Here is a 23850-nt window from a genome sequence, read left to right on the forward strand (position 1 = left end):
GCTTATCATTTACTCAAAACTGGCTTCCAAAGCGATAGGGCAAAAATCCAATTTGTGTCACCATTGCCTTGATAACCTTGAACTGCTTTATACACTTTCCCCTCATATACTACTCTATCACCTTTAGTATATGCTTTTCTCGCATCCCATTTTTCATATGTGGAATCCTCTGCCTTTGTTGTTACATCCAATACATCACTTCTACTAGATTCATTTCCAGCTAAATCAACCGCTGTTACTACATATTTATACGATGTATTAGCCTTCAATTCCTTATCCATAAAGTTAGACTCTTTATTTTAATACTAGTAGAATCATTTCGTTCATAGAGACTATCTTCAATTAATATTAAAAGCTACTTTCTGGTTGCTGTTGTCCATCTTCACCTATACAATTAGTTTGTAAGAACCCTCCTCTTAAGGAAGGCCCTATCTTTTATCAGAAGTAGAATTCAATTTAATGCTTAGGGCAAACATTTTATCGCAGACACTATCAAAGGTACATTGCATCATTTAACAAATATTTTAATCCTACCGCTAGACTTACAATAAGTATAGACAAATATCAATTTCCGCACCAATACTATTGATAAAACCAATAGTATGTTGATCAAAACATAAAGAAGGGACTTCATTATTTTCTATTTTTACAACAACAGATAATTTGCATTTTAGATTATGTTTACTTTGCATATTAATTATTTCATTTTTTTTATGTTCCAATATGGAAATTAACTTTTTTACAACCTCTTCTGCATTAAGAGATTCTTCATACCCTGTTTCAATACTCCAGTTTGTTTCTTCCCGAATAAATAACGAATTACCTCTAATAAACTCACCTTTTTTATAAGTCATCGTTGGTTCTAAATTAAATTGTTTAGTTAGCTCTTCTGGATTAAATATTTCTCCGAAAATGGCTAGTTCTACATTTATTAATGTACTCAAATTATTTAACACATCCCTATTAATATTTGAAGTAAAGGATAATAAATTTTATCCTTTACTTCATACTTATAATTCATTATAACTAAAAATCTAAAGTCATTTTTTCACAAATGACTTTAGATTTTTTTATTTTATAAATGAATCAGTTGGTATCGGAGTTCCTTTTCCACCTTTTAGGTAAATCCAAAGTCTTCCTGTTTTCTTATCCACATAGATATCATATTTTGAAATACTAACACTTCTACCCAAGTAGTCTCTTTTTAATTCGTGAGCATCAATACCTTTTCTTTTAAGGAATTTATCATCAACCTTATTTATACTCTTGGGAACCTGTTTCATTGCTGAAGTTACTGCTTGTTTTCCATACTTTTTTATTGCATATTGTATACCATATCTAGCCACAGCCGCTACTACTACAGGCCAAATAGAAGCACTTGCTTTTAGGGTATTAACTTCATATTCTTTTCCTGTTTCTTGATCAACGAATGTAGCTATAAAGTCATTTCCTTCAACTTCTTGTACATAAACATCAAAGTTTTGTTGGGTTTCTTCACCATTTTCATCAACCGTCTTACCGAATACAGTAATTCCCCCTGTTTCAAGGTTCATGTCGATATCTGTTGAAACTGATAAATCTGTTGTGTCTAAAGTTGTATTAACTACGACCTTTTCGTCTGTTTCTTTTTCTATATTAATCTTTAATTCATTTGAAACTTCAATTCCTAATTCTTTATTTACTTCAGATTCCACTTTACTTACATCAACGGAAGTTACTTTATCTTGTATTCCTGTATCTGCTTTTACATATTGTATATTAGGAAGTAAAGTAAGTAACATAGAAAACACTAATATTTTAACAATTACGTTTTTCATTAATCGATCTCCTCTTTCAATCTATCATTATTAATCCAGAACCATATTCAGAATCATATCCTTTTTCACCTAGATCTTTAGTTTTATCATTTAAATAAGTTTTAATATTCTGACCATTGAAAATTATATCTTTTTGTGCTAATAGGACTGCTACAGTACCCGTAACATACGCAGTAGCAAAAGAGGTACCACTATAATATGAATAGTCACCTTTATTATCAGTAGTTAAGATATTTATTCCGGGAGCTGCATAATCTATTTTCCCTTTTGCAGATACACCAGATCGTTTTAAATTTTCTTTTATTGCTGAAACAGATATTACATTTTCATATTTAGCTGGATAATCAACTGATAATCCTAATGTATTTCCTGAAGCTGCAACAATTATGATTTCCTTGTCTAATGCTTCATCTATAGCTTCTTTTAATTTCGGATTATCTGATTGTACACCGAAACTAATATTCATTATTTTCACATTTTCTTGAATGCACCATTGTATACCTTTAATTAATGTATCAATATCTGCTAAACCTTTGTCATCGAGAACTTTAACGTCATAAATCTCTGCATTAGGGGATATTCCAGTGAGACCTAAATCATCATCATGGGCGGCTATGATTCCAGCAACTGCAGTCCCATGTCCATAATTATCAACATTTTCGTTTCCTGGATTAATAGCATTATAATCTTTTACAATTTTTCCTTTTAAATCTTGATGATTTTTATTAATCCCACTATCCAATATTGCTACTTTGACTTTAGGTAATGACTTATAGTCATTAATCTTAGTCTCATCAGAATATATTGCTTTAAATCCCCAATTCTTTTGTTTAGTAATCTTTGCTTCGTCACTCTTCTCTTTTTTAGATGCGGGTTTGCTGTTTGAGCTAAAACAAGAACATAAAAAAAAGAGACAAATTATACTGATGGAACAAACTTTTTTTATAAACATCACTCCTTTATCTTGTATGTCCCAAAATATTTTTTCTCCTAAAATGAAAGGGCATACATTTTGTAGTAAAGTTAAAGTTCTTATGACCCTTTAAATACTAAGGTCAATAGAAATTAATAACAAGCCTATTATTCTCTTTCTTTTTTTTGTATAATCAATATGAATAATCGGAATATTACACCTCGTTTAATATTGTTTAATTTAAATATACAGTTTTTAATTATTTGTAAATGTACTATTTTCATATAGTCTTTAACATCAGAATTAATGAGAAATTTGCAACTATATATTATGCAACCTTTATTTTCCGACCATTTATGATGTGCTAAAAACCGAGTTTAATTTAACCTATTCCCCGAAAAAATTCTCCTTCCTCAAGGAACGCGAAATGAGTAAGTGGGAGATACAATGACTTCGGACATGTGATGAAATAAAGCCATTTTAGTTGTCCGCCATACATGGGGTACCGGCCCATTCCCATCAACCTAAGAAAACAAATGTGGGATACTTCAAAATATTAGCTTGATGCACATGGATCAGCACCCTAATAGGCTTGGATTAAAATCATAACAACCAGCTAAAAAAAGATTGCTGTAATAGAAGTTATGCATATAATCAAAAAAGGACAAACTATCCCAGATGAATAGTTTGTCCAAAACCAGAATCTCTTTGGTTTAACACTATATAATTTAGTTCCGCTAGGAATCTTTCATTCTCATTTCATATCCTATTATTTTTGCATCAGAACTAACTACAGTAAATTAGAATAATGACTTAATACTTGCTAGAACAGTAAGTATCCCTATAACAATTACAAATACATTACTCATTTTCCCTCTGTATTTTGCTAGTACTGGTACTTTACGAATCGCATACATCGGTAATAGACATAAGATAGCAGCGACTAACGGACCGCTAAGAGCATCAATGATTCCAAGAATACTTGGATTTGTATAAGCGACATACCAGCATGTTAGTACAACAAAAGTAAGAATCATTGTCTTAACTGTTTTTTCTCCTATATCTTTCCCACGTTTTTTACCAGACTTGATAATCATGTCACGCATTACCTCATACGCTCCTATATAATGGCCAAGGAAAGACTTTGTAATAGCCACAAACGCAATGATAGGAGCTGCAATCGTGATTACTGGCGAATTAAGCTCATTAGCAAGATATGATAGGATTGACAAGTTCTGTTCTTTTGCTACCTTAAGATCATCTGGAGTCAAACTTAAAGTACTGCTCCAAACAAAAAACATAACAACAGCGAATGTCATAATATAACAAACTTTTTGTATTTGAGCACACTTGGCATCAGTAGCGTCTATTCCATACGTAGCTCTCTGTTTCATAACAAATGACGAAATCATAGGAGAATGATTAAACGAGAATACGATAATTGGTAGTATCATCCAAATCGTTCCGAAATACCCTGTTCCAGTTGAAACAGTAGAAACACTTGAAAAACTTAGCATTGAAGTATTCCATTGTGGAATTAAAGATATTGCAATAAAAAGTAGAGAAGCAATGAAAGGATATACTAGCATGCTCATTATCTTTACAGTAATATCCTGACCAAAATTTAGTATAGTGATAAGACCGAGTACTAATACAAGTGATAAAATAGCCCTTGGAAGCTCCGGCATGTGCAATTGGTGTACAATAAAACTACTTGCAGTATTTGTAAGTGCGACCGAGTACATCAGCACGATCGTATAAATGGAGACGAAATATACGATGTTAAAAATGATACTTGCTTTATTTCCGAAATATTCTCTTATTGTACCTGTAATCCCCTCATCGGCAGAATTCGAAGCGTAAATCATTTTAGCAAGCGCCCTATGTGAGTAGTACATAACTGGATATGCAAGTATGGTAATTAACAGCAATGATAATAAACCACCTGAACCTGCATTAATCGGTAAAAAGAGTACCCCTGCTCCAATTGCTGTTCCAAAAAGGCTCAATGCCCAGGTAGTATCCTGTTTATGCCATTTTTTAGGGTCTAGGTATTTTTCATTTTTTACTGCCGTATTATCAGCTTGAAATTCTATGTTTTTTGCAGTATTCCCATTCATATATTAATTCCTCCTTGTTTCCTATTCTTACGTCTTTATTTAAGGTATAGGAATATAGACCGTTCTTTTTGTTTATAAAGTGCGCCACATCGTATATCCTTCTTCTAAGTTGATCAGACTCAAAAAATTAACGAAGCATCAACCTGACGAGTTTGTTACCACTTACAAAATATTTCAATTATATAGTAGGATATTTTATTGATAATTCCCCCAATATCCAGAAATCCTTAAGCGAACAATAGAGAATAGATTGTTAACTTTTTCACAATATAGACGTTAACTGTTCATTGATTTGATTGTTTCTCCCCAAATATTTTATTTTTAATGGCAATCCCTGTAGGTGTAGCCGCAATTCCACCTAAACCTGTCTCTCTTAATTCGCGAGGAATCTGTCTTCCAACTCTATACATCGCTTCAATAACTTCGTCAGCATTGATGATATTGTTTACGCCAGCTAATGCGATGTCCGCTGCTGCTAAAGCATTTGTCGCTCCAATGGCGTTTCTCTTTACACAAGGAATTTCTACCAAACCAGCGACCGGATCACAAACTAAACCGAGTAAATTTTGTAATGCAATCGAAAAAGCTTCAGAAGATTGCTATGGCGTTCCACCTGCAGCTTCTACCGCAGCTGCAGCCGCCATTGCTGAGGCACTGCCTACTTCAGCTTGACATCCTCCATACGCTCCTGAAATACAAGCGTTGTTTGCTACTATCGTTCCAAATAACGCTGATGTGAATAGAAAATGTATCATATCTTCATGACTTAACTGCAACGTATCCTTAATACTAAATAGGACTCCCGGAATCGTCCCACTCGCACCCGCTGTTGGAGTTGCACAAATAGCTCCTAATGCAGCATTTACTTCATTAACGCCGATAGCACTTTGAATCCCTAACACCATCAAATCTCCAGAAAGAGTTTTCCTATTTTCTCGATAGTTTTTAATTTTAACTGCATCACCTCCGGTTAAACCGGTTGGAGAAAATACACCGTCGCCCTCGATACTTTTATTTATAGCATTTTGCATAGTCGCTAAATTTTGTTCCATTTTACTCCAAACTTCTTCATAAGAAGTTTTAGTTTGTTCGATTTCCTGTTCAATTGCTAATTCATAAATTGTCTTTTGACTTTTATTAGCTGCATCCACAATTTCTTTTATGGCCATATACATATTTTTTCTCTCCTTAATGTAACTAAAGAATAATAAGATTAGCTATATTGCTTAAATTCCCTAATTCCTTCTGAGCATTACCAGGCAATAGCGAATCCAAAGCGAATGCATATAAATATTTTGTTTTATCTTTCAAACTATGAAAGTTGTTAATTTCAACATCATATTGTTTAAAGATCCTGCGTAAGACAAATTCAAAGTCAGCTCTTTCTGAAATTGCAATAACAACTGGCAATGGTCCCTGCAGTTCTAAGCTAAATCCGTCAATTTCAACATGTTTGACTTCGATCAATCCACCACCGACTGAAATACCCATCGTTCTAATACTTCGACTGTCATCCTCTACATATACATCTGCCGTATTTGGATGACCCGCAGGACTATCACCTGATTTTTCAATAAAAGTAATGTCAATCCCTTTAGATTCTGCTATTTTAATAGCATCTGGCACTTTGCTGTCATCGGCAGCAAAGCCTAATATACCAGCAATTATTGCAAAATCAGTTCCGTGACCTTTATGGGTTTCAGCAAATGATTCATAATACGTTACCACAACTTTTTTTGGAAGACCTTGAAATAATTTATTAGCAACTGTTCCAATAGACAAAGCACCTGCAGTATGTGAACTTGAAGGACCTATCATTATGGGCCCAATCACATCAAAACAACTTTTGTATTTAACAACCTTTTTTTCTTTAATAGATGCTACATTTATGTTCATATAAGCACCCCCATGGTTTATTATTTTTAATTGCTGTTGAATCTAAGTTATTAGCATAATCAATTCAAAATAAGACCCCTTTTGATAGCGCTTTCTTTCTTGAGTTGAATAGACTTTCCTTTTGTTCCACAACCCTCCATATAGTAATCATATCAGTATGTAAAATTTTAGAAACTCACTGGCAAGTTCTTTAGAATTTTCGAACCAAAACGAGGTTTGATATTTTCGCTAGAGGTCATATATTATCTCTCGACGCCCTCATTATAACTTGTATATTTATGAGTTCAATCTTTTTTTATTTTTAGAAAGATTGAATAGGCAGAATTTTGAATGGGTAATAAATTTCACTTAGTATGTAGCAATTATGTCCTTTGTTTGAAGCTGTATTAGTTAATAGAAAAGTAAAAATAACACAGAATTACTTTCATTAACACATTGATTATATTGAAAAATCATTATAAAGATACTTATATTGTCCTATGTTGGAACATCTTATTTTGGACGTTAAAGCTGTTGTAATAAATGATTATTGAAGATGGAAAGTAATAAGTTAATAAAATATAAAAACATTTTGTTTAATAATAAAATATCACGAATTTATATACATTATTCAGAAAAAAAGAACTTTTCTTGATGAATCCTAAAGTACTAATTTATAACTATCTACTACTATAAAACAGGATGTTAACTCTTCTATATAGGTTATATATTATTTATCCCAAAACCCTAATGAAATTGGATATTTAGAAGTGTTATCTTCATAAATAGAAATTTCACTTGCTGTTTTAATAGTTGAATAGATCATTACAATTCAACTACCTTATATATTATTCCCTCATTTATTAATTCTCTCCCCACCTATCGATTTGAGGTAAAATAAGGGGATTATATATAAATAATATCATCATCAACGTGCAATTTATAAAAGCAATTAAAAAAACAAATTCAAAACACCTTTCTTTAATGGTGAATGAAAGGTGTTTTGAATTTTAAAATATCATATATTATTTAGAATGATATACTAGCGAAAGAGATGCACTTACTTCTTCTGTGCCGGCAGATATCTCTTCTGTTAATGCAGAAACTTCTTGAATTTGACTTATTATTTTATCTAAATCTCTCATAATAGATGAGAATGTTAGATCCACTTTGTGGGCCGCTTCTTTTCCTTCTTCTACCGCAACTACTGCAAACGGTTCGCAAGGTTATTAAGTGCGAGTCGTTCAAACTTAGTGAGTTACCTCTTTTAAAATAGTAGAAATACTATCCTCTAACATTTCCAATCCTTTACTTAATCCTTCTAAGTCTATTGTTAAAGAAGGTAACAACTTAATAACTTCATCATTAGGTCCAGATGTTTCAATAATTAGACCATTTTCAAATGCAACTGAGCAAATCTTTTTAGCTATTCCAAAAGTATTACACGCTATGCCCTGCATAAAGCCTCTCCCTCGTACTTCTCCTTGAAGTTGGGGGTATTTCAAACAAATCTCATTAAGAAAGCTAGTGATTTTTTCACTTTTCCATTTTAAAGCATTAATAAACTCTATATCTTTCCAATAACTCAATGCTTCTGTAGCTGCTAAAAATGCTAGATTATTCCCTCGAAACGTTCCATTATGTTCTCCTGGTTCCCACTTATCATATTCCGGTTTAATTAGTGTAATAGCCATCGGAAGGCCAATGCCACTTATAGATTTTGACAAACAAATTATGTCTGGTTTAATGCTCGCAGGTTCAAAGCTAAAAAATGTCCCCGTACGTCCGCACCCTGCTTGAATATCATCGACAATCAATAATATATTATATTTTTTACACAGTCTGTCAATTCCCTTTAACCATTGGGAACTAGCCGTATTTAAACCACCCTCACCTTGAACTGTTTCTAGAATAATTGCAGCAGGTAAATCCACTCCACTTCCACTATCGCCTAATACTTTTTCTAAATAGGATAAAGAATTAAGGGAATCTAAATAATTTTCATACGGCATGATAATACTATTATTTAGTGGTACTCCAGCACCCTTTCTCTTAAAATGATTACTCGTTATCGAAAGTGATCCTAAACTCATTCCATGAAAAGCATTTGAAAAACTTATGATATTTGTTCGTCCAGTCACTTTTCGAGCAATTTTCAGTGCACTTTCAACAGAATTTGTACCTGTTGGACCAGGAAACATAATTTTATAGTTTAAATCACGTGGTTCCAAAATAATTTTGTTAAAGTGCTTTAAAAAATTCACTTTAGCACTTGTTCCCATATCAAGACTATGAATAATACCATCTTCTAAAAGATAATCTATTAATACCTGTTTCATTTTATCATCATTATGTCCATAATTAAGAGCACCAGCACCTGAGAAAAAGTCAATATACTCTTTTCCATCTACATCCCATAATTTATATCCTTTAGACTTAGTGAAGATCGTTGGAAAGCTTCTGCTATAACTTCGAACTTGGGATTCTAGTTCATTAAATATATCCATTTTTGAACTAACTACCATAAAAGAGCACCTCCTAATTTTTCGTTTTTACTATACTCACAAAGAATAATGAAAAGTTATATAATTGCTATTGTAAATTTATACCGAATGCATATCTTTATAGCGATGAGCTGCTATTGCTGCTTGACCAAGAGAGATTCCCCCATCATTGGTAGGTACTTGTTTGTGCATGTAAACCTCGAATTTACAAGCCTTAAGTGACTTATAGGTTTCTACAAGTAAAAACTTATTTAAAAATACTCCCCCACTAAGAACTAGTTTATTAATCCCTGTTTCTTGACGAATTTGTTTACAGGTTTCTGTAATCGTTTGAACCATTGTATAATGAAAACGATAGCTCAATTCACCCTTGGTATACTTATCTTTAAGTATCAAAGATACCAACTCTTTAAACATAGGTTTTATATCGATTTTTCTAATTCCATTCGAAGCAACTATTTCATATGATAATAAAGGATTGGAAGAATTATTGATATCAATCGCTTGCTCCAACTCAATAGCAGCCTGTCCTTCATATTGGACTGTTTCACGGACACCCAATAGTGCTGAAACAGCATCAAAAAGCCTTCCCATACTTGAAGTAAGAGGAGAATTAATTCCTTTTTGAATCATTTTTATAAGTACATCTAGTTCAAAACTATTTCGCTCTGAAATTATCTTTATTGGTAATTCTTTGACTTGTTCACCATATATTTGCGTCAATATTCCTAAAGCAATTCTATACGGTTCTTTAACAGCTTTATCACCGCCTGGCAGCTGAAAGTAATCGATATATGCCGCTCTTTGATAATTAAGAAAATCACCGATTAAAAACTCTCCACCCCAAATATTCCCATCATCACCATAACCCGTACCATCTAAAATAACTCCTAAAACAGGACCATCTAATTGATTATCAACCATACAAGAAGCCATGTGGGCATGATGATGCTGAACCTGTACAACTGGTAAAACTTTTTGATCAAATGCATATTTTGTACTATAAAAATCAGGATGAAGATCACTTGCAATTACAGAAGGACTAATTTCAAAGATTTTTTGTAAGTGAGCTATAGTATTTTTAAACGATTCATAAATTTTATAGTTTTTTAAATCACCAATATGATGACTAATAAAAGCTTTTTCGTCTTTAGTTAGGCAAATCGTATTCTTTAATTCTGCTCCTAAAGCAAGTACATTAGTTGATCCTTCTTTAAAATCAATTGGGTTTGGTACATAACCTCTAGCGCGACGAATTATTTGTAGTTTTATTACTTCATCATCTAAATCAATACCCCTAACAATAGAGTCATCTACTCTAGTGAATATCTCCCTATTGTGTACTAAATAATAATCTGCAATTCCCTTTAGCTGCTCAATTGCATCTCTATCTTTATATACAATAGGTTCATCAGAAACATTGGCGCTCGTAGCTATTAATGCAATAAAATTCCCTCTTAAAATAAGATGATGAAGTGGTGTATAGGCTAACATTACCCCATAATTATTATTATTTGGTGCAACATCTAAAGAAATAAACTCATTATCCTTTTTGTTCAATAACACAATTGGTCGTTCTTTAGAAACTAATAAAGTTTCTTCATTTTTTGTTATTTCAGCAAAATTTTTCACATCATCTAATTGAGATGACATTAAAGCAAAAGGTTTTTCATCCCGTTTTTTTCTTTTTCTTAATTCTTTTACAGCTTCATGATTCATTGGATCTACAACTAAGTGATATCCACCTAACCCTTTAATAGCTAGGATTTTCCCCTTTTTCAACAAATCAATTGTTTTTTCTATTGGATTATCAGTGGAGACATTTGTACCATCTGTTGTTTTCAATTGAACTTGTGGTCCACATTTCCAGCAAGCATTTGGTTGGGCATGGAATCTCCGATCCAATATGTCTTTGTATTCTTTATCACACTCTTTGCACATAGGAAATTTGGCCATTGTAGTATATGGTCTATCATAAGGAATATCTTTTATTATTGAATATCTAGGTCCACAATTTGTACAATTAATAAATGGATAACGAAACCTTCTATTCGTTGGATCAAATAATTCGTCTAAACATTCATTACATACATAAGTATCAGGAGATATTAAAGTTTGCCTACTACTATGTTTTTGGCTACTCAAAATATCAAAAGAGCTATAACGATTGTTGGATTCTTGTTCCTCTATTAATTTAACCTCTTGCACATAAGCCAATTCTGGGGAATTAAATTCAATATCATGAATAAAATGCGTAATATTATTTTGTTCCCCTTCTACTTCTATAAGCACTCCATTTGAATCATTTAACACCCATCCGTTTAGATGATACTTTTTTGCTATCCTATATACGAAAGGTCTAAAACCAACACCTTGCACAATGCCTTTAACTTGATACTTTTTTATAAACATATTTATTACTTTTTTCATAAATTGTCTCCTAACATAATCGAGGTAATTCTGCCCCATATAATAACTCAATGAGTTTCAATTCACCTGATTTTGCTTCCATGAGCACTTGTCTTTCTTTTGTTTGATTAACTTTACCAATTACCGCAGCTTCTTTACCATATTTAGTATTTTTTAATACCCTCACGACTTCCTCACTTACCTCTGGAGAGACAAACATACAAACATTGCCCTCATTAGCTAGATACATTGGATTAACACCTAACATGTCGGCAGCCATAATAGTTTCTGCTAACATAGGAATATCTCTTTCTTGTATTTTTATTCCAGTATTAATTGTTTCTGAGACTTCATTTAAAACTGTACCTAGCCCGCCTCTTGTAATATCTCGCATACAATGTATAGAATCACCAAAAAGATTTTTCAACTCTGATATCATATGATTTAATGGTGCACAATCACTATTTATTCTCTGTTCAAACCCTAATCCTTCTCTGATAGAAAGGATATGTATACTATGGTTTCCTAGTTGTCCTGTTATAATGATATCGTCACCTTCTTGAATAGAGTTTACCGAAAACGGTGATACATCTCCTTCAAAAACTCCTATTCCAGTTGTATTAATAAAGATTTTGTCTACTTCACCTTTTTTAACAACTTTTGTATCACCAGCAACAATATACACTCCAGCTTCTTTCGCGGTCTCTCTTATAGAATCTAATATTTCTTCCAAATCTTTAATTGGAAAACCCTCTTCTAGTACTAATGCCAATGATAGATAAAGTGGTTTTGCACCACTAACCGCTAAATCATTAACCGTTCCACAAACTGCTACTTTACCTATATTCCCTTCACCAAAAAAGATAGGATCAATAACAAAAGAGTCTGTTGTCATCGCCAATCTTCTACTACTTACCTCAAGAATGGCACTATCCTCCATTTTTCCAAGGTGAACATCTTCTAGTTTTGCAGTAATAATTGAACTAATTAAATCCTGACTCAATAGTCCTCCTGTTCCATGGTCTAAAATTATATTTTCTAAATCTTTAGTTAATTTCATTTATTAAAACTCCTTTTCATTTTTATTTTTGAAAAATAATATCACTTGCTACATAGAACAAGTGATATTACAACGTATTTACTTACGGAATTGCAACTCCATCAAAAGAAATATCTTCATTTTTAGAAATTGAATTGCAGATTTCCTCGATACTCATAATCTTTGCACAATATGAACCTAACCATTTTAAAGCTCGTTCCTTATCTTCAGCCTTCGCTGAAACAACTGCATCTTCTGGTACGATTACATTATAACCACGGAAAAATCCATCCGCTGCAGTTGTTTGGACACAAATTTGAGTTTGCATACCCGTAATAATAATTGTATCTACTCCTAATTTTTTTAAGGTTTCATCAAGATTTGTCTCAAAAAAGCCACTATCCTTATTTTTCTCCATAATAATATCTTTTTCATGAAGAAACTCAGGTAAGATTTCTGCACCTTTAGATCCCTTTGTGACTGGTAAAAAATCACCATATCGTTCAGCTTTCGGATCATCTTCTAAGTTAATTAACTGCAGGTGAATAATAGAAACATCATTTTCTCTCATAGTATCTAAGAAAGACACCATTTTAGGCGTAAACGCCTCCACAGCTGCAATTCTATCCTCATTTTTATTAACCAAATCGTACTGTAAATCATTTGTGAGCACTGCATATTTCATAATAATCCTACCTCCAATTAACTAAGAATTTAATTTTTCTAAAATACAATGTTCATTATTCCACCAGTAGTAAGAATATGTCAAATATTATTTTTTATCTAAATTTTCTAAATAATTTTCTGAAAATTAATACCTAATAGGACTCTATTTCCTATTAGGTATTAATTTAACGCTTTTTATTTTGAATAATCACTCATATGTAATTAAAGTTTTTCACTCTCTGTAAAAAATGATTTATGTTCTACTGGAGAAGAAAGCACTATTAAGGTTGTAGGCTTTCCATACTCTAAGCACAAATTAATATAGTCTTCGAGTGTATGTACAGATTCCGTGACTACCTTTGTTAGATAACTATACATACCGGCAATCCGGTGACATTCAACCACATCTGAATGTTCCATTGCAAACTTTTTATATTTATTGCAATCCCTTGGTTCCATCAAAACAAACGCAGTAATATGTTTTTTTAATTCTTTCGGATTAACAATCGTGCGATAACTTATAATTACCTCTTGTTCTTCTAGTCTTCTAACTCGCTCTGTAACAGAAGGAGAACTCAAACCTACCAGTTTTCCTATTTCAACCATACTTAAACGTGCATTTTCCTGAAGATGAGAAAGAATCTTTAAATCTGTATCATCCATTGCTTGGCCTCCCCTTGATTAATTAAGAAAACATTTAATAATTCTTAAATTCTTTAAGAAAATTATAATTAATACATAAATTATAGCATGTTATCTTTTTTTTAAACTTTATATAATTAATATCAATTAACGAAAGAGAGGCTGAGAATCTTGACACAACAATCATTGAAACGTTCAATTACTTGGGTACAGGGGACCGCATTAACCATCGGAGCTGTGTTAGGTTGTGGAATCCTTATTTTACCTTCAATTACTGCAAATAGCGCTGGACCAGCTTCAATTTTATCTTGGGTTATCATGTCTATATTAGCTTTTCCTATTGTAGCGACTCTAGCGCGTCTTGCTAAAATGATTCCCAGTGCTGGAGGAATTACAGCTTATGTTCAAATGGCATTTAATGCAAATACAAGTGCCATCCTAGGCTGGATTATGTTAGGTTCTATTCCTATTGGAGTACCTATTATTGCTTTAACAGGTGCCCATTATATTGGATATGTTTTTCCAATAAGCAATCTTAGTGTTATAGGAATTGCAGCATTAATTTTAATTACCTCTTTACTCTTACATATAAAAGGGATCGAGCTATCATCAAAAGTTAGTGTGTTTGTAATTTGTATTATTTCACTTTTAATAGTTGTCGCTGTTATCGTTTCTATACCATATGTAAAATTAAGTTCTTTTACACCATTTGTACCAAACGGGTGGTCTTCTGTTGGCGCTTCTTCTGTAATTATCTTTTTCTCATTTGTAGGGTGGGAAATGATAACCCCATTAGCTGAAGAATTTAAAAGGCCCGCTAAGGATATTTCGATTAGTTTATTTTTAGGAGCAATTTGTATCTCCATTATGTACATTGCAATATCTTTTGTAACAATAGGAACCCACTCATATGGTGATAAGGATCAGATAGCTTCCCTTAGTATTCTAATATCAAAAGGATTAGGACCGATAGGTACATATATAACAACTATTTTAGCAATTTTCATTTCGTTTAGTGCTGTACATGCTAACATTGCAGGTTTTTCAAGAATGATTTACGCTCAAGCTAGAGAAGGACATTTCCCTTCCTTCTTTGCTAAGTTACACTCTCAATTTCAAACTCCAACTAGGGTATTACTAGTTCTAGGAGGCATTTTTAGTTGTATTTTAATTTTTTACGGTATGGCACGACCAAATTTAGAAATGCTTCTTAAAGGTCCTAGTGTAATATTTATTACTTCATATATTTTTACAATGCTAGCTGCTCTTAAATTATTAAAAGTGCGTGATATAGGTTGGTGGATGGCCTTCCTATCTCTAATTATATGTATTATTGTATACTCATTTAGTGGTTGGGCTATTTTCTATCCAGTTATCTTATCAGTTATTGGTTGGATTTATATAGTTATGAATAAGAAGTATAGTACTATAACCAATCATTCAATAAATACATCAAATGAAAATTAGGTTCTACTCCTATAAACTAATACCACAACTTATATACTGTTATTAACACTATCCAAGTTGGAAGAAGTACAGTTTCAGCTGACTTATAACTAGGTCAAAGTAATTTAATAAAATATGAATGATTAATAGAATTTATTTTTCAACTTTCAAATAACAACCCTTTTTTATAACGTATCTCTGCAAAGAAATGTTATAAAAAAGGGTGATTGATTATGTGCAGACCCTCTTTCACCTTACTTCACATATACATAAGCTTCATTTGCAATTACAAAGTAGGTTTTATCCTTATTGTTGTGTATTTTAACAGTATAAATATAGGTTCTCGTGCAGCTTTTTTAAACTATAATAAACTCCGAAAAACCAACTAAGGAGCATAATAGATAAGATATGTTAAAGAAAAGTAGTTTGAAAAAGATAATATGTCTGAAATTCTAAAGGAACGTGGTATTCCAATTTATCCAACAATCATTATGCACTAAGTTCGTAAATATGAAAATTTTATCCGTTACTTTTGAAAAACAACAAAGCAAAAATACCTTTTTATCTTTATACTCAACATATTCTTTCCCCTCCACTACCGCTACCACTGCAAATTCATCATTTAAAACCAATGAACCCACATGTTTGCATTAACCACTCCACCTATAGTGATATATTTTATGCTACCTAGCCTTATCTCCCCTGCATTACTTCTTTTCCAAGTTGATTCATACATATAAACATCGTAATTATCTTTGGACGTTTTTTCATCAGGTTCTAATTGTTCAATGCTTACGTCACAACGAATGGTTACTATTAATTGGTGACTTTCTATTAAATGAAAATCGCCTCTTATAGAGCGCAGTTTTACTTATGTTCATTCTTATGCAAATTCTGAAGCATATTCTTCGTATGTCTTTAATGTATTAAGCAATCGAGCTGATTCAATCATGATTTCGTTCGATGAATCAGTTACACAAATGACAATAAATCGATTATCATCTCTATCTCCAAACAACCCTTCTGATTCAAGTTCCATTAACACATTTAACGTTTCTTTCAACAGTGTATGTACTCGTATGTTAAAGTCATCTTCGACGATATTATGATATTTCTTAATAATTTTGTTCACTTCATCAAACGTTCCAAAATCGTTCCATTCGCTCCACTCAACAGCTCCGTATCTATAATAATTGTATAAAGGGTCTGATTTATTAACTTTGATTAGTCTTTCTTTATTTGCCACTGGTCCAATGCTATTGACACAATCGTCTGTTAATATGGAGTACCCGTATATTGTGTCAACACCGCATCTTGTTAAAAGTTCGTTATAATGACAACGAATTGCATTTTTCAATTCAACATAAAAACTTTTTTGCAGCTGCATTTTCATCGTATTTCCTCCATTTTTTTGTAGCGACCTGTTGTTACATATTTCAATCTTAACATTAAAATCAACATTAAACGTTTACTGAGCCAAAATAAGAAAAACCGAAACTAAAAATCATTTCGGTTTTTCTAACTAAAGAAGTCTATTTATTTTAAAGAATGAACAAACAACCCACTACGCAGTTTCGGTTCAAACCACGTTGATTTTGGCGGCATGACTTCACCGGCATCTGCGATTGCTAATAAATCTTCCATAGATGTCGGATATAATGCGAATGCTGCTTTGTATTCGCCGCTGTTCACAAGTCGTTCTAGTTCTTCTAGCCCCCGTATTCCGCCAACAAAATCAATGCGTGAATCAGAACGCGGATCATGTATTTCAAGCACTTGGCTTAATAAATGGTCTTGCAGAATAGATACATCTAAACCTCTAACAAGATCATTCGCATCAAACGTTTCTTCTTTCACTGTGAGCTTATACCACTTCTCATTTACATACATACCAAATGTTTTTGGCTCATTTGGTTTATACGGAGAAACAGGTGCTCCTTCTACATAAAAGTACTGCGTAATTTGATTTAAAAACTGTTCCTCTGATAAGCCATTTAAATCTTTCACAACTCGGTTATAGTCCCAAATCGATAATTCATCATGAGGGAATAGAACCGATAAGAAGAAATTAAATTCCTCTTCTCCTGTGTAATTTGGATATTGTTCTCTTCGCATAAGTCCTACTTTTGCAGCTGATGCAGAACGGTGATGCCCATCTGCAATATAAAGATTAGGAATATCTTCAAATGCGTTTACTAAAGTCGTAATTACATCTTCATCTGCAATCTTCCACGCAACATGCTTAACACCGTCTTCTGCTGTAAATGTATAAATTGGCGCATGCTCTTCTTTCCAGCTTCTAATTAAATGCTTTACTTCATCTTTTGTACGGTACGTTAAAAAGATTGGGCCTGTATTGGCGTCACACACATCTACGTGGCGAATACGATCTAGTTCTTTTTCATGACGTGTTCTTTCATGTTTTTTAATTGTATCATCTTCATACTCATCAATAGATGTACAAACAACAAGACCTGACTGCGTTCTTCCTTGCATCGTCAGTTCATAAATATATAGCGCTGGCTCTTCATCTTGTATGAACACTTCTTCTCGTATAAATTGCTTTAAATTGTCTCCCGCTTTTTCATACACGCGATCATCGTACGGTGACAGTTCAGGATCTAAATCAATTTCTGCTTTATCAACATGCAAGAAAGAATATGGATTCCCTTTTACAACTTCCCTTGCCTCTTCACTATTTAATACGTCATACGGTAAAGCTGCCACTTGTGCCGCTTTTTCCTCTACTGGACGAATGGCCCGAAACGGTCGTATTTTTGCCACATTCCTCTCTCCTTTACACAATCATTCGAACGGCTACAACACCTGTAATTTTGCTTATATTTTCTACAATATTCTCTTTTATTATATCATCAATTCCGTTATCGATATCAATCATTGTGTATGCCCAAGAATGTTTACTACGATTAATCATATCGGCAATATTAATATGATGTTCCGCTAAGCATCCTGTAATTTGCCCTACCATATTCGGGACGTTTTGATGCATAATTGTAATTCGTTTCTTTCCGATATACGGCAATTCTACGTTTGGATAATTTACTGAATTACGAATATTTCCTGTCTCTAAATATTCACGTAATTGACGTGCTGCCATTACTGCACAATTTTCTTCCGATTCAGACGTAGATGCACCAAGGTGAGGCGTCGCTGTTACATTTTTCATCTTTATTACATTTTCATTCGGGAAGTCCGTTACGTAATGTGTAATAATATCTTCTTCTAATGCTTTTTGAAGAACCTTTTCATCTACAAGTTCTCCTCTAGAGAAATTAAATAGACGCATCCCTCTTTTCATCTTCTCTACAGCGTGTTCCCCAATAATCCCCTTCGTTTGATTCGTAAGAGGAATATGCAGTGTAATATAATCACACGTTGCAAAAATTTCATCAAGGCTAAATGCTCTTTGCACATGTGTAGAAAGACGCCAAGCTGTTTCAACTGAAATGTAAGGGTCATATCCGATAACATCCATCCCTAACGCTAACGCATCGTTCGCAACTAAAGCACCGATTGCGCCAAGTCCGATAACACCTAGACGTTTCCCTGCAATTTCTGATCCAACAAATTGTTTTTTTCCTGATTCAACAAGCTGTGGTACTTCTTCACCCTCTAAGTTTTTCGTCCAACTTACACCATTAATAATATTACGTGAAGACATAATAAGACTGGCAATAATGAGTTCCTTTACAGCGTTTGCATTTGCCCCCGGCGTGTTAAATACTACAATTCCTTTTTCTGTACATCGCTCGACAGGAATATTATTTACACCAGCGCCAGCTCTTGCAATCGCCTTTAAATCTTTTGAAAACTCTTCTTGATGTAAAGAATAGCTACGAAGCAAAATTCCATCTGGATGATTGATTCTATCTCCTACTTCATAACGTTCTTCAGTAAAAACTTGCAAACCTTTTTCTGCAATTTGATTTAACGTTTGAACACGAAACATATCCCCATCTCCCTATCTATTCTCAAGCTCAAATTCCTTCATATAATTTACTAATTGCTGTACGCCTTGTACTGGCATCGCATTGTAAATACTAGCGCGCATACCACCGACTGATCGATGCCCTTTTAACGTAACAAGTCCTCGTTCTTTCGCTTTTTGTAAAAACTCACTGTTCAGCTCTTCTGACGGTGTTGTAAACGGAATGTTCATAAGTGATCGATACGTAGGATCAACTGGTGAAGTAAACAATTTTGATTCATCTAAGAAATTATAAAGAAGTGAAGATTTCATTCTATTTTGTTCTTCAATCGCAGATACTCCGCCTTGCTCTTTCAACCACTCTAGTACAAGTTTCGTTACGTAAATACTAAAGGACGGCGGTGTATTATATAAGGAGTTATTTTTACTGTAAGTTTCATAATTTAACATTGTCGGACAAGAGCGATCTGCTTCCCCAATTAAATCTCTTTTTATAATAGCAATCGTTAAGCCCGCAGGTCCTAAATTCTTTTGCGCCCCCGCATATATAAGACCAAACTTCGAAACATCATATCGCTCTGATAAAATATTTGAGGACATATCCGCAACGAGCGGCACTTTTTCTACATGTGGAATGTCCACATATTTTGTCCCCTCAATTGTATTATTCGTTGTAATATGTACATAATCTAGTTTTTCATCACTTAATAAACCGTCCAGTTTAGGAATCGTAGTAAACTTCTCTTGCTCGGAAGAAGCAATCACTTGTACTTCCCCAACTTTTTCGGCTTCTTGCAATGCCTTTTTAGACCATGAGCCAGTTAGTACGTATCCAGCTTTTTTATACGTATTCATTAAGTTCAACGGTATCATAGAGAATTGTAATGACGCACCGCCTTGTAAAAATAAAACTTCATACTCATCAGGGATGCTCATTAATTCACGAAGTAAGTTACTCGCTTCCTCTATAATACTTTGAAAATAAGAAGATCGATGACTCATTTCCATAATAGACATGCCTGTCCCGTTATAATTTAATAGCTCCTTTTGCACTTTCTCTAAAACTGGCAAAGGGAGTATTGATGGTCCTGCTGAAAAATTATAGACTCTCTCCATTACCCTCATAACCTCCCTATTTCTCATCGGATTATTTTTTAAACTTTCTGAATTATAACCTAAAATATAATATGTGGTCAATTTGTTTTCTATTATTAGGGCGCAAGACGCGATGGAATCGCTTGCAAGTGCAGACTTTTTTATGGACATATAAAAAAGTGTTAAGTACATAATCGTACTTAACACTCTAATAATGAAAGAATAATAGCTAATCGTTCGTAAAGAACCGATCAAAAATTTGATAAATAGCAGAGAGACCAATGAGCCAATAAATAGTGTCCACAAGCGCCGGCATAGAACCAAACCATTTCTCAACTACATTGTAATCTAACGCTACAAATAACCAATTCAAACCGCCAAGAATCACCAAAATTACTGTAAGGTAAGACAAAAATTTCATTATGATTGCCCCCTAGGTGATAAGATGGTGAAAGGCCTTTCACTAGAAATATATGTAGTAAACTTTAAAACTTACCTATTTTATAAAAATTATTTTCGGTACCACCCGCTAATAACTGCCTCTGCTTCTTTACTATGTATTTGATACGCATGTGTACTATCATTAGAGCCAATAAACCAAATTGAAAAACCTTTAAAATATGGTTTCGGTTCTAATACATCGCGGTAAGCACGCCATCCATTTAATTGCACATCCTTCGAAAACACATTTGAAACATCTGGATTCCATGGATTTTGTAATCCAAGTTCACGTGCTGGAACGTTAAATCCACCGAAGTAAACTGGCTTTCCTGTTGCATTATGTAATTGTTCCAATTGCTGAACAACATTTTGCCCACGATTATATACTGTTGTCGCAAATAAACTTTGCTTCACTTCTTCATATGTTGGATTTCTTTTTCCTGAAACTTCAAACCAACTGTCTATGCTAACAATATCCACCTTTTTTAAATACGGGCGATTGATTTTCTCTTTAAACTTCGCTTCATAAGAAGGGTCCCAGCTTGCTGTTAACCACCAGTTCATTTGATACAAAACATTTCCTTTATACTGATTACGAACAAAATCAATTGTATCGCTCCAGTATCCTTCTGCATACTCCATATTCACGAAATTAGAAGCAATCTTTAGTCCATACACATTGTATTTACTTGTAATGGAATTAAAAATATCTTGCAGAATAACCGTCTTCCAATTCCAGAAGAAATCATTAATGTTACTTGGGTTCCATTCTGTCTCTCCAACATTCCCCTGCTGAATATACGGGAACGGTTCCACTATAACTTGAATATTACGCTTTAATAATTCTTGAATTAAAATAATAGCTTGTTGCTTTTGCGCTTGATTAATTACCATGTTCGTAGAAGTCACATTTGGGATATCTACTTGAATCGGTACATTTACTGTATTTAAATTTAAACGCTCTACATCAGCTAACACTTTCGCTACATTTCCAACTTCCCATACTGTTACGTTTCCTGATTTGATTTTTCCAGATTGAACAGTATTTACATCTGCCTGTACATTTCCTTGAAAACAAAAAGAAAACAACATAAGAAACACTCCTAAAAAACTTATTAAACTCTTATTTTTCTTCACAACTTTCCCCCTATAATTTTTGGCTTTCTTGATTATTTTATACAACGTTTCATATATATTCCACAAAAAATCCAATAAATTTTTATTGATAAAAATGCTATTCATCCTTTATTCACATCTTACTCATACTAAGCTCCTAAAAATAGTAAGATAAATAAAAAAGGAACGGATTTCCGCTCCTTTTTTATCTTTTTACAATTATCAATCCATTTCCCTTTTAGGCTCTACCAACATGATATGGGATTCCTTTTCAGTGAAAGGTTTATGCTCAACGCCTCTCGGGACAATAAACATCTCGCCTTTAGAAATTTTCACCTGTCCATCACGAAAATCGATGAACATCTCCCCTTCAAGCACAATAAATAGCTTATCTGTATTAGGATGCTCATGCCATATAAAATCTCCATTAGCTTTAAAAAGCTGAATTTGATCGTCATTCATTTCACCAATCACTTGTGGATACCAATAATCGTTAATTTTAGATAACTCGTCATTTAGTTTAATAGGTTGGTAATGGATAATAATCCCTCCTCACTTTCAAATTCCACTATATTACAGTAATATAAGTAAAAAAGTCGTTATTACGCTTAAAAAGAAATTGCTCCGGCCAGAACTTTTCATTCAGATAGTACAAAGGAGTGATTTCAATGAAAGTACTTTCAATCCAATGTTTCCTTTAACTCTCCATAAGTATAGAACAGTGATTTTCAAATAAGAATGGACCCCTGTTGACATTAGTATGGATTATTGATGAACTTCTCGCGATATTTAGTAGGCGAAATGCCAACTCGCTTCTTGAAAACTCTACTAAAATAAAAAGGGTCTGCGATTCCAACAGCCTGCGCAATTTGTTGTACAGGCACATCACTTGTACATAACATTTTTTGAGCCATCTTTATACGATAGTTCAATAAATATTCTGCTGCCCCCATACCTGCATGCTTTCTAAACACGTAAGAAAGACGATTTCGATTAACATTATTTTGTTCTGTAAGTGTATGAATTGTAATATCTTTATAATAGTATTTACGAACGTAACTAGATATTCGTTCGAATAAAGTATGCGACTCATAATTGCTTTCTCTATTGAAAACACTTAATAAAGCTTCATTCAACGCTTCGCGAAACAGCATTTCGGTCTGAAACATCGAAATGCCTCCACGCTGATTATATACATCCCAAAGACGCATAAGTAATTCGACAAGACGAGGAGATTGTCCTGTTAATAATTCAAAATGCTGATGAGTAAAGCCAGAGTCTTCTCGTTCTGAATTGCTTATCCGATATAAAACAAGAATATATTCCCAGTTTATTTCACCAAGCATTTTATGGGCTAATGTCATTTTTGCACCCCCATGTATAACTTTTCCTGGGGAAAGAGTATACGGCGTACCATTAAATTGAAATTGCGTCTTCCCTGTAATTGGAAATACAAATCCTGGGAAAAAATCTGTAGACTCAGCAAAAGGCACACCTGGATTTTTAGCATAACGATATACTCCTTCTACTCGGAAAGGAGTATTGGCAAGATACTCTGCTAACTCATTCACGTCTAACTTCACAATACACGCCTCATTTCAATAATAGTTTTCTTGTAATTCGCGAGATTAATTGGTGTACATTCTGGGAAACGCTAAACTAAAAATAGTACATACAACTTAACAAGATCTGGTTATTAACCTATAAATATATTGTTTTTCATTTATTGACCAAAGTATCCTCCCTATATTATTGATAATGATTTTCATTGTAGTTTGATAAAAAAACATTTGTCAAGTTGGCTGGCCTAGAAAAATG

Annotated in this window: 20 protein-coding genes and 2 pseudogenes; 1 reads left to right on the plus strand and 21 read right to left on the minus strand. The window is 33.4% G+C overall.

Annotated elements, in window-relative coordinates; genetic code table 11:
- Window positions 1-5 precede the first annotated feature (5 nt).
- The 13 genes and pseudogenes from C3Y97_RS15925 to C3Y97_RS15985 form a co-directional block, all read right to left on the minus strand.
- Window positions 6-290 (minus strand): annotated as a pseudogene (locus tag C3Y97_RS15925) (carbohydrate-binding protein); the annotation flags it as partial.
- Between the two features lie 252 nt (window positions 291-542).
- Window positions 543-944: a DUF4279 domain-containing protein gene (locus tag C3Y97_RS15930; protein WP_000105603.1), complete on the minus strand. Its 402-nt coding sequence runs from the start codon at window positions 942-944 to the stop codon at window positions 543-545.
- Window positions 945-1070: 126 nt separating this feature from the next.
- Window positions 1071-1817 carry an SAR2788 family putative toxin gene (locus tag C3Y97_RS15935; RefSeq protein ID WP_000800054.1) on the minus strand — a complete coding sequence of 249 codons (747 nt, stop codon included), beginning with the start codon at window positions 1815-1817 and terminating at the stop codon, window positions 1071-1073.
- Window positions 1818-1833: 16 nt separating this feature from the next.
- A complete protein-coding gene (locus C3Y97_RS15940; RefSeq protein WP_000470028.1) occupies window positions 1834-2769 on the minus strand; it encodes a S8 family peptidase in 936 nt (311 codons plus the stop codon).
- Window positions 2770-3530: 761 nt separating this feature from the next.
- A complete protein-coding gene (locus tag C3Y97_RS15945; protein ID WP_136363518.1) occupies window positions 3531-4850 on the minus strand; it encodes an aromatic amino acid transport family protein in 1320 nt (439 codons plus the stop codon).
- Between the two features lie 284 nt (window positions 4851-5134).
- Window positions 5135-6025: pseudogene (gene sdaAA, locus C3Y97_RS15950) on the minus strand (L-serine ammonia-lyase, iron-sulfur-dependent, subunit alpha).
- A gap of 22 nt (window positions 6026-6047) precedes the next feature.
- Window positions 6048-6746 (minus strand): L-serine ammonia-lyase, iron-sulfur-dependent subunit beta, encoded by a 699-nt coding sequence (gene sdaAB / locus C3Y97_RS15955; protein WP_001024894.1) that lies wholly within the window; start codon window positions 6744-6746, stop codon window positions 6048-6050.
- 1004 nt (window positions 6747-7750) lie between these two features.
- On the minus strand, window positions 7751-7894 hold the full coding sequence (locus C3Y97_RS15960; RefSeq protein ID WP_000366276.1) for a hypothetical protein: 144 nt from the start codon (window positions 7892-7894) through the stop codon (window positions 7751-7753).
- An 81-nt stretch (window positions 7895-7975) separates the two neighbouring features.
- The gene (gene ectB / locus C3Y97_RS15965; RefSeq protein WP_000261661.1) at window positions 7976-9250 is read right to left on the minus strand and encodes a diaminobutyrate--2-oxoglutarate transaminase; all 1275 of its coding nucleotides are present in this window, start codon (window positions 9248-9250) and stop codon (window positions 7976-7978) included.
- 78 nt (window positions 9251-9328) lie between these two features.
- Entirely contained in the window at window positions 9329-11659 is a 2331-nt protein-coding gene (gene hypF, locus C3Y97_RS15970; RefSeq protein WP_098212720.1) for a carbamoyltransferase HypF, read from the minus strand.
- A gap of 10 nt (window positions 11660-11669) precedes the next feature.
- On the minus strand, window positions 11670-12698 hold the full coding sequence (gene hypE / locus C3Y97_RS15975; protein WP_000778913.1) for a hydrogenase expression/formation protein HypE: 1029 nt from the start codon (window positions 12696-12698) through the stop codon (window positions 11670-11672).
- Window positions 12699-12780: 82 nt separating this feature from the next.
- A complete protein-coding gene (locus C3Y97_RS15980; RefSeq protein WP_000872526.1) occupies window positions 12781-13362 on the minus strand; it encodes a cysteine hydrolase family protein in 582 nt (193 codons plus the stop codon).
- A 203-nt stretch (window positions 13363-13565) separates the two neighbouring features.
- On the minus strand, window positions 13566-14006 hold the full coding sequence (locus tag C3Y97_RS15985; RefSeq protein ID WP_000342842.1) for an Lrp/AsnC family transcriptional regulator: 441 nt from the start codon (window positions 14004-14006) through the stop codon (window positions 13566-13568).
- Between the two features lie 150 nt (window positions 14007-14156).
- On the opposite strand from C3Y97_RS15985, the gene C3Y97_RS15990 reads away from it, so the two are divergent.
- Complete coding sequence (locus C3Y97_RS15990; protein WP_000193978.1) at window positions 14157-15452, plus strand: APC family permease; 1296 nt, start codon at window positions 14157-14159, stop codon at window positions 15450-15452.
- Between the two features lie 862 nt (window positions 15453-16314).
- Here the strand turns inward: C3Y97_RS15990 and C3Y97_RS16000 are convergent.
- From C3Y97_RS16000 to C3Y97_RS16040, 8 genes are all read right to left on the minus strand, one after another.
- On the minus strand, window positions 16315-16824 hold the full coding sequence (locus C3Y97_RS16000; protein ID WP_000783836.1) for a DUF4303 domain-containing protein: 510 nt from the start codon (window positions 16822-16824) through the stop codon (window positions 16315-16317).
- 143 nt (window positions 16825-16967) lie between these two features.
- Window positions 16968-18215 carry a DUF1015 domain-containing protein gene (locus tag C3Y97_RS16005; RefSeq protein WP_030026422.1) on the minus strand — a complete coding sequence of 416 codons (1248 nt, stop codon included), beginning with the start codon at window positions 18213-18215 and terminating at the stop codon, window positions 16968-16970.
- A gap of 13 nt (window positions 18216-18228) precedes the next feature.
- Window positions 18229-19401, minus strand: coding sequence for a 3-phosphoglycerate dehydrogenase family protein (locus C3Y97_RS16010; RefSeq protein WP_000490228.1), 1173 nt, complete (start codon window positions 19399-19401; stop codon window positions 18229-18231).
- A gap of 12 nt (window positions 19402-19413) precedes the next feature.
- Window positions 19414-20496, minus strand: coding sequence for a 3-phosphoserine/phosphohydroxythreonine transaminase (serC, locus tag C3Y97_RS16015; protein WP_000442921.1), 1083 nt, complete (start codon window positions 20494-20496; stop codon window positions 19414-19416).
- Between the two features lie 208 nt (window positions 20497-20704).
- On the minus strand, window positions 20705-20896 hold the full coding sequence (locus tag C3Y97_RS16020; RefSeq protein WP_000670804.1) for a DUF378 domain-containing protein: 192 nt from the start codon (window positions 20894-20896) through the stop codon (window positions 20705-20707).
- A gap of 89 nt (window positions 20897-20985) precedes the next feature.
- Window positions 20986-22053, minus strand: coding sequence for a glycoside hydrolase family 113 (locus tag C3Y97_RS16025; protein WP_000739789.1), 1068 nt, complete (start codon window positions 22051-22053; stop codon window positions 20986-20988).
- Window positions 22054-22254: 201 nt separating this feature from the next.
- Complete coding sequence (locus C3Y97_RS16030) at window positions 22255-22494, minus strand: cupin domain-containing protein (protein ID WP_000997182.1); 240 nt, start codon at window positions 22492-22494, stop codon at window positions 22255-22257.
- A gap of 293 nt (window positions 22495-22787) precedes the next feature.
- Entirely contained in the window at window positions 22788-23615 is an 828-nt protein-coding gene (locus C3Y97_RS16040; RefSeq protein WP_136363519.1) for a helix-turn-helix transcriptional regulator, read from the minus strand.
- Window positions 23616-23850 lie beyond the last annotated feature (235 nt).

The sequence above is a fragment of the Bacillus sp. DU-106 genome (genome assembly GCF_004799705.1).
Classification (GTDB): domain Bacteria; phylum Bacillota; class Bacilli; order Bacillales; family Bacillaceae_G; genus Bacillus_A; species Bacillus_A cereus.

Bases quoted from the DNA above. Each gene is read 5' to 3' on its own strand.
- C3Y97_RS16020 (WP_000670804.1), bottom strand. From the start codon at position 20,896: ATGAAATTTTTGTCTTACCTTACAGTAATTTTGGTGATTCTTGGCGGT.
- ectB (WP_000261661.1), bottom strand. From the start codon at position 9,250: ATGGTAGTTAGTTCAAAAATGGATATATTTAATGAACTAGAATCCCAA.
- C3Y97_RS15940 (WP_000470028.1), bottom strand. From the start codon at position 2,769: ATGTTTATAAAAAAAGTTTGTTCCATCAGTATAATTTGTCTCTTTTTT.
- C3Y97_RS15945 (WP_136363518.1), bottom strand. From the start codon at position 4,850: ATGAATGGGAATACTGCAAAAAACATAGAATTTCAAGCTGATAATACG.
- C3Y97_RS16030 (WP_000997182.1), bottom strand. From the start codon at position 22,494: ATGAATGACGATCAAATTCAGCTTTTTAAAGCTAATGGAGATTTTATA.
- serC (WP_000442921.1), bottom strand. From the start codon at position 20,496: ATGGAGAGAGTCTATAATTTTTCAGCAGGACCATCAATACTCCCTTTG.
- C3Y97_RS15980 (WP_000872526.1), bottom strand. From the start codon at position 13,362: ATGAAATATGCAGTGCTCACAAATGATTTACAGTACGATTTGGTTAAT.
- hypE (WP_000778913.1), bottom strand. From the start codon at position 12,698: ATGAAATTAACTAAAGATTTAGAAAATATAATTTTAGACCATGGAACA.
- sdaAB (WP_001024894.1), bottom strand. From the start codon at position 6,746: ATGAACATAAATGTAGCATCTATTAAAGAAAAAAAGGTTGTTAAATAC.
- C3Y97_RS16010 (WP_000490228.1), bottom strand. From the start codon at position 19,401: ATGTTTCGTGTTCAAACGTTAAATCAAATTGCAGAAAAAGGTTTGCAA.
- C3Y97_RS16000 (WP_000783836.1), bottom strand. From the start codon at position 16,824: ATGAAAATGCAGCTGCAAAAAAGTTTTTATGTTGAATTGAAAAATGCA.
- C3Y97_RS15985 (WP_000342842.1), bottom strand. From the start codon at position 14,006: ATGGATGATACAGATTTAAAGATTCTTTCTCATCTTCAGGAAAATGCA.
- C3Y97_RS15935 (WP_000800054.1), bottom strand. From the start codon at position 1,817: ATGAAAAACGTAATTGTTAAAATATTAGTGTTTTCTATGTTACTTACT.
- hypF (WP_098212720.1), bottom strand. From the start codon at position 11,659: ATGAAAAAAGTAATAAATATGTTTATAAAAAAGTATCAAGTTAAAGGC.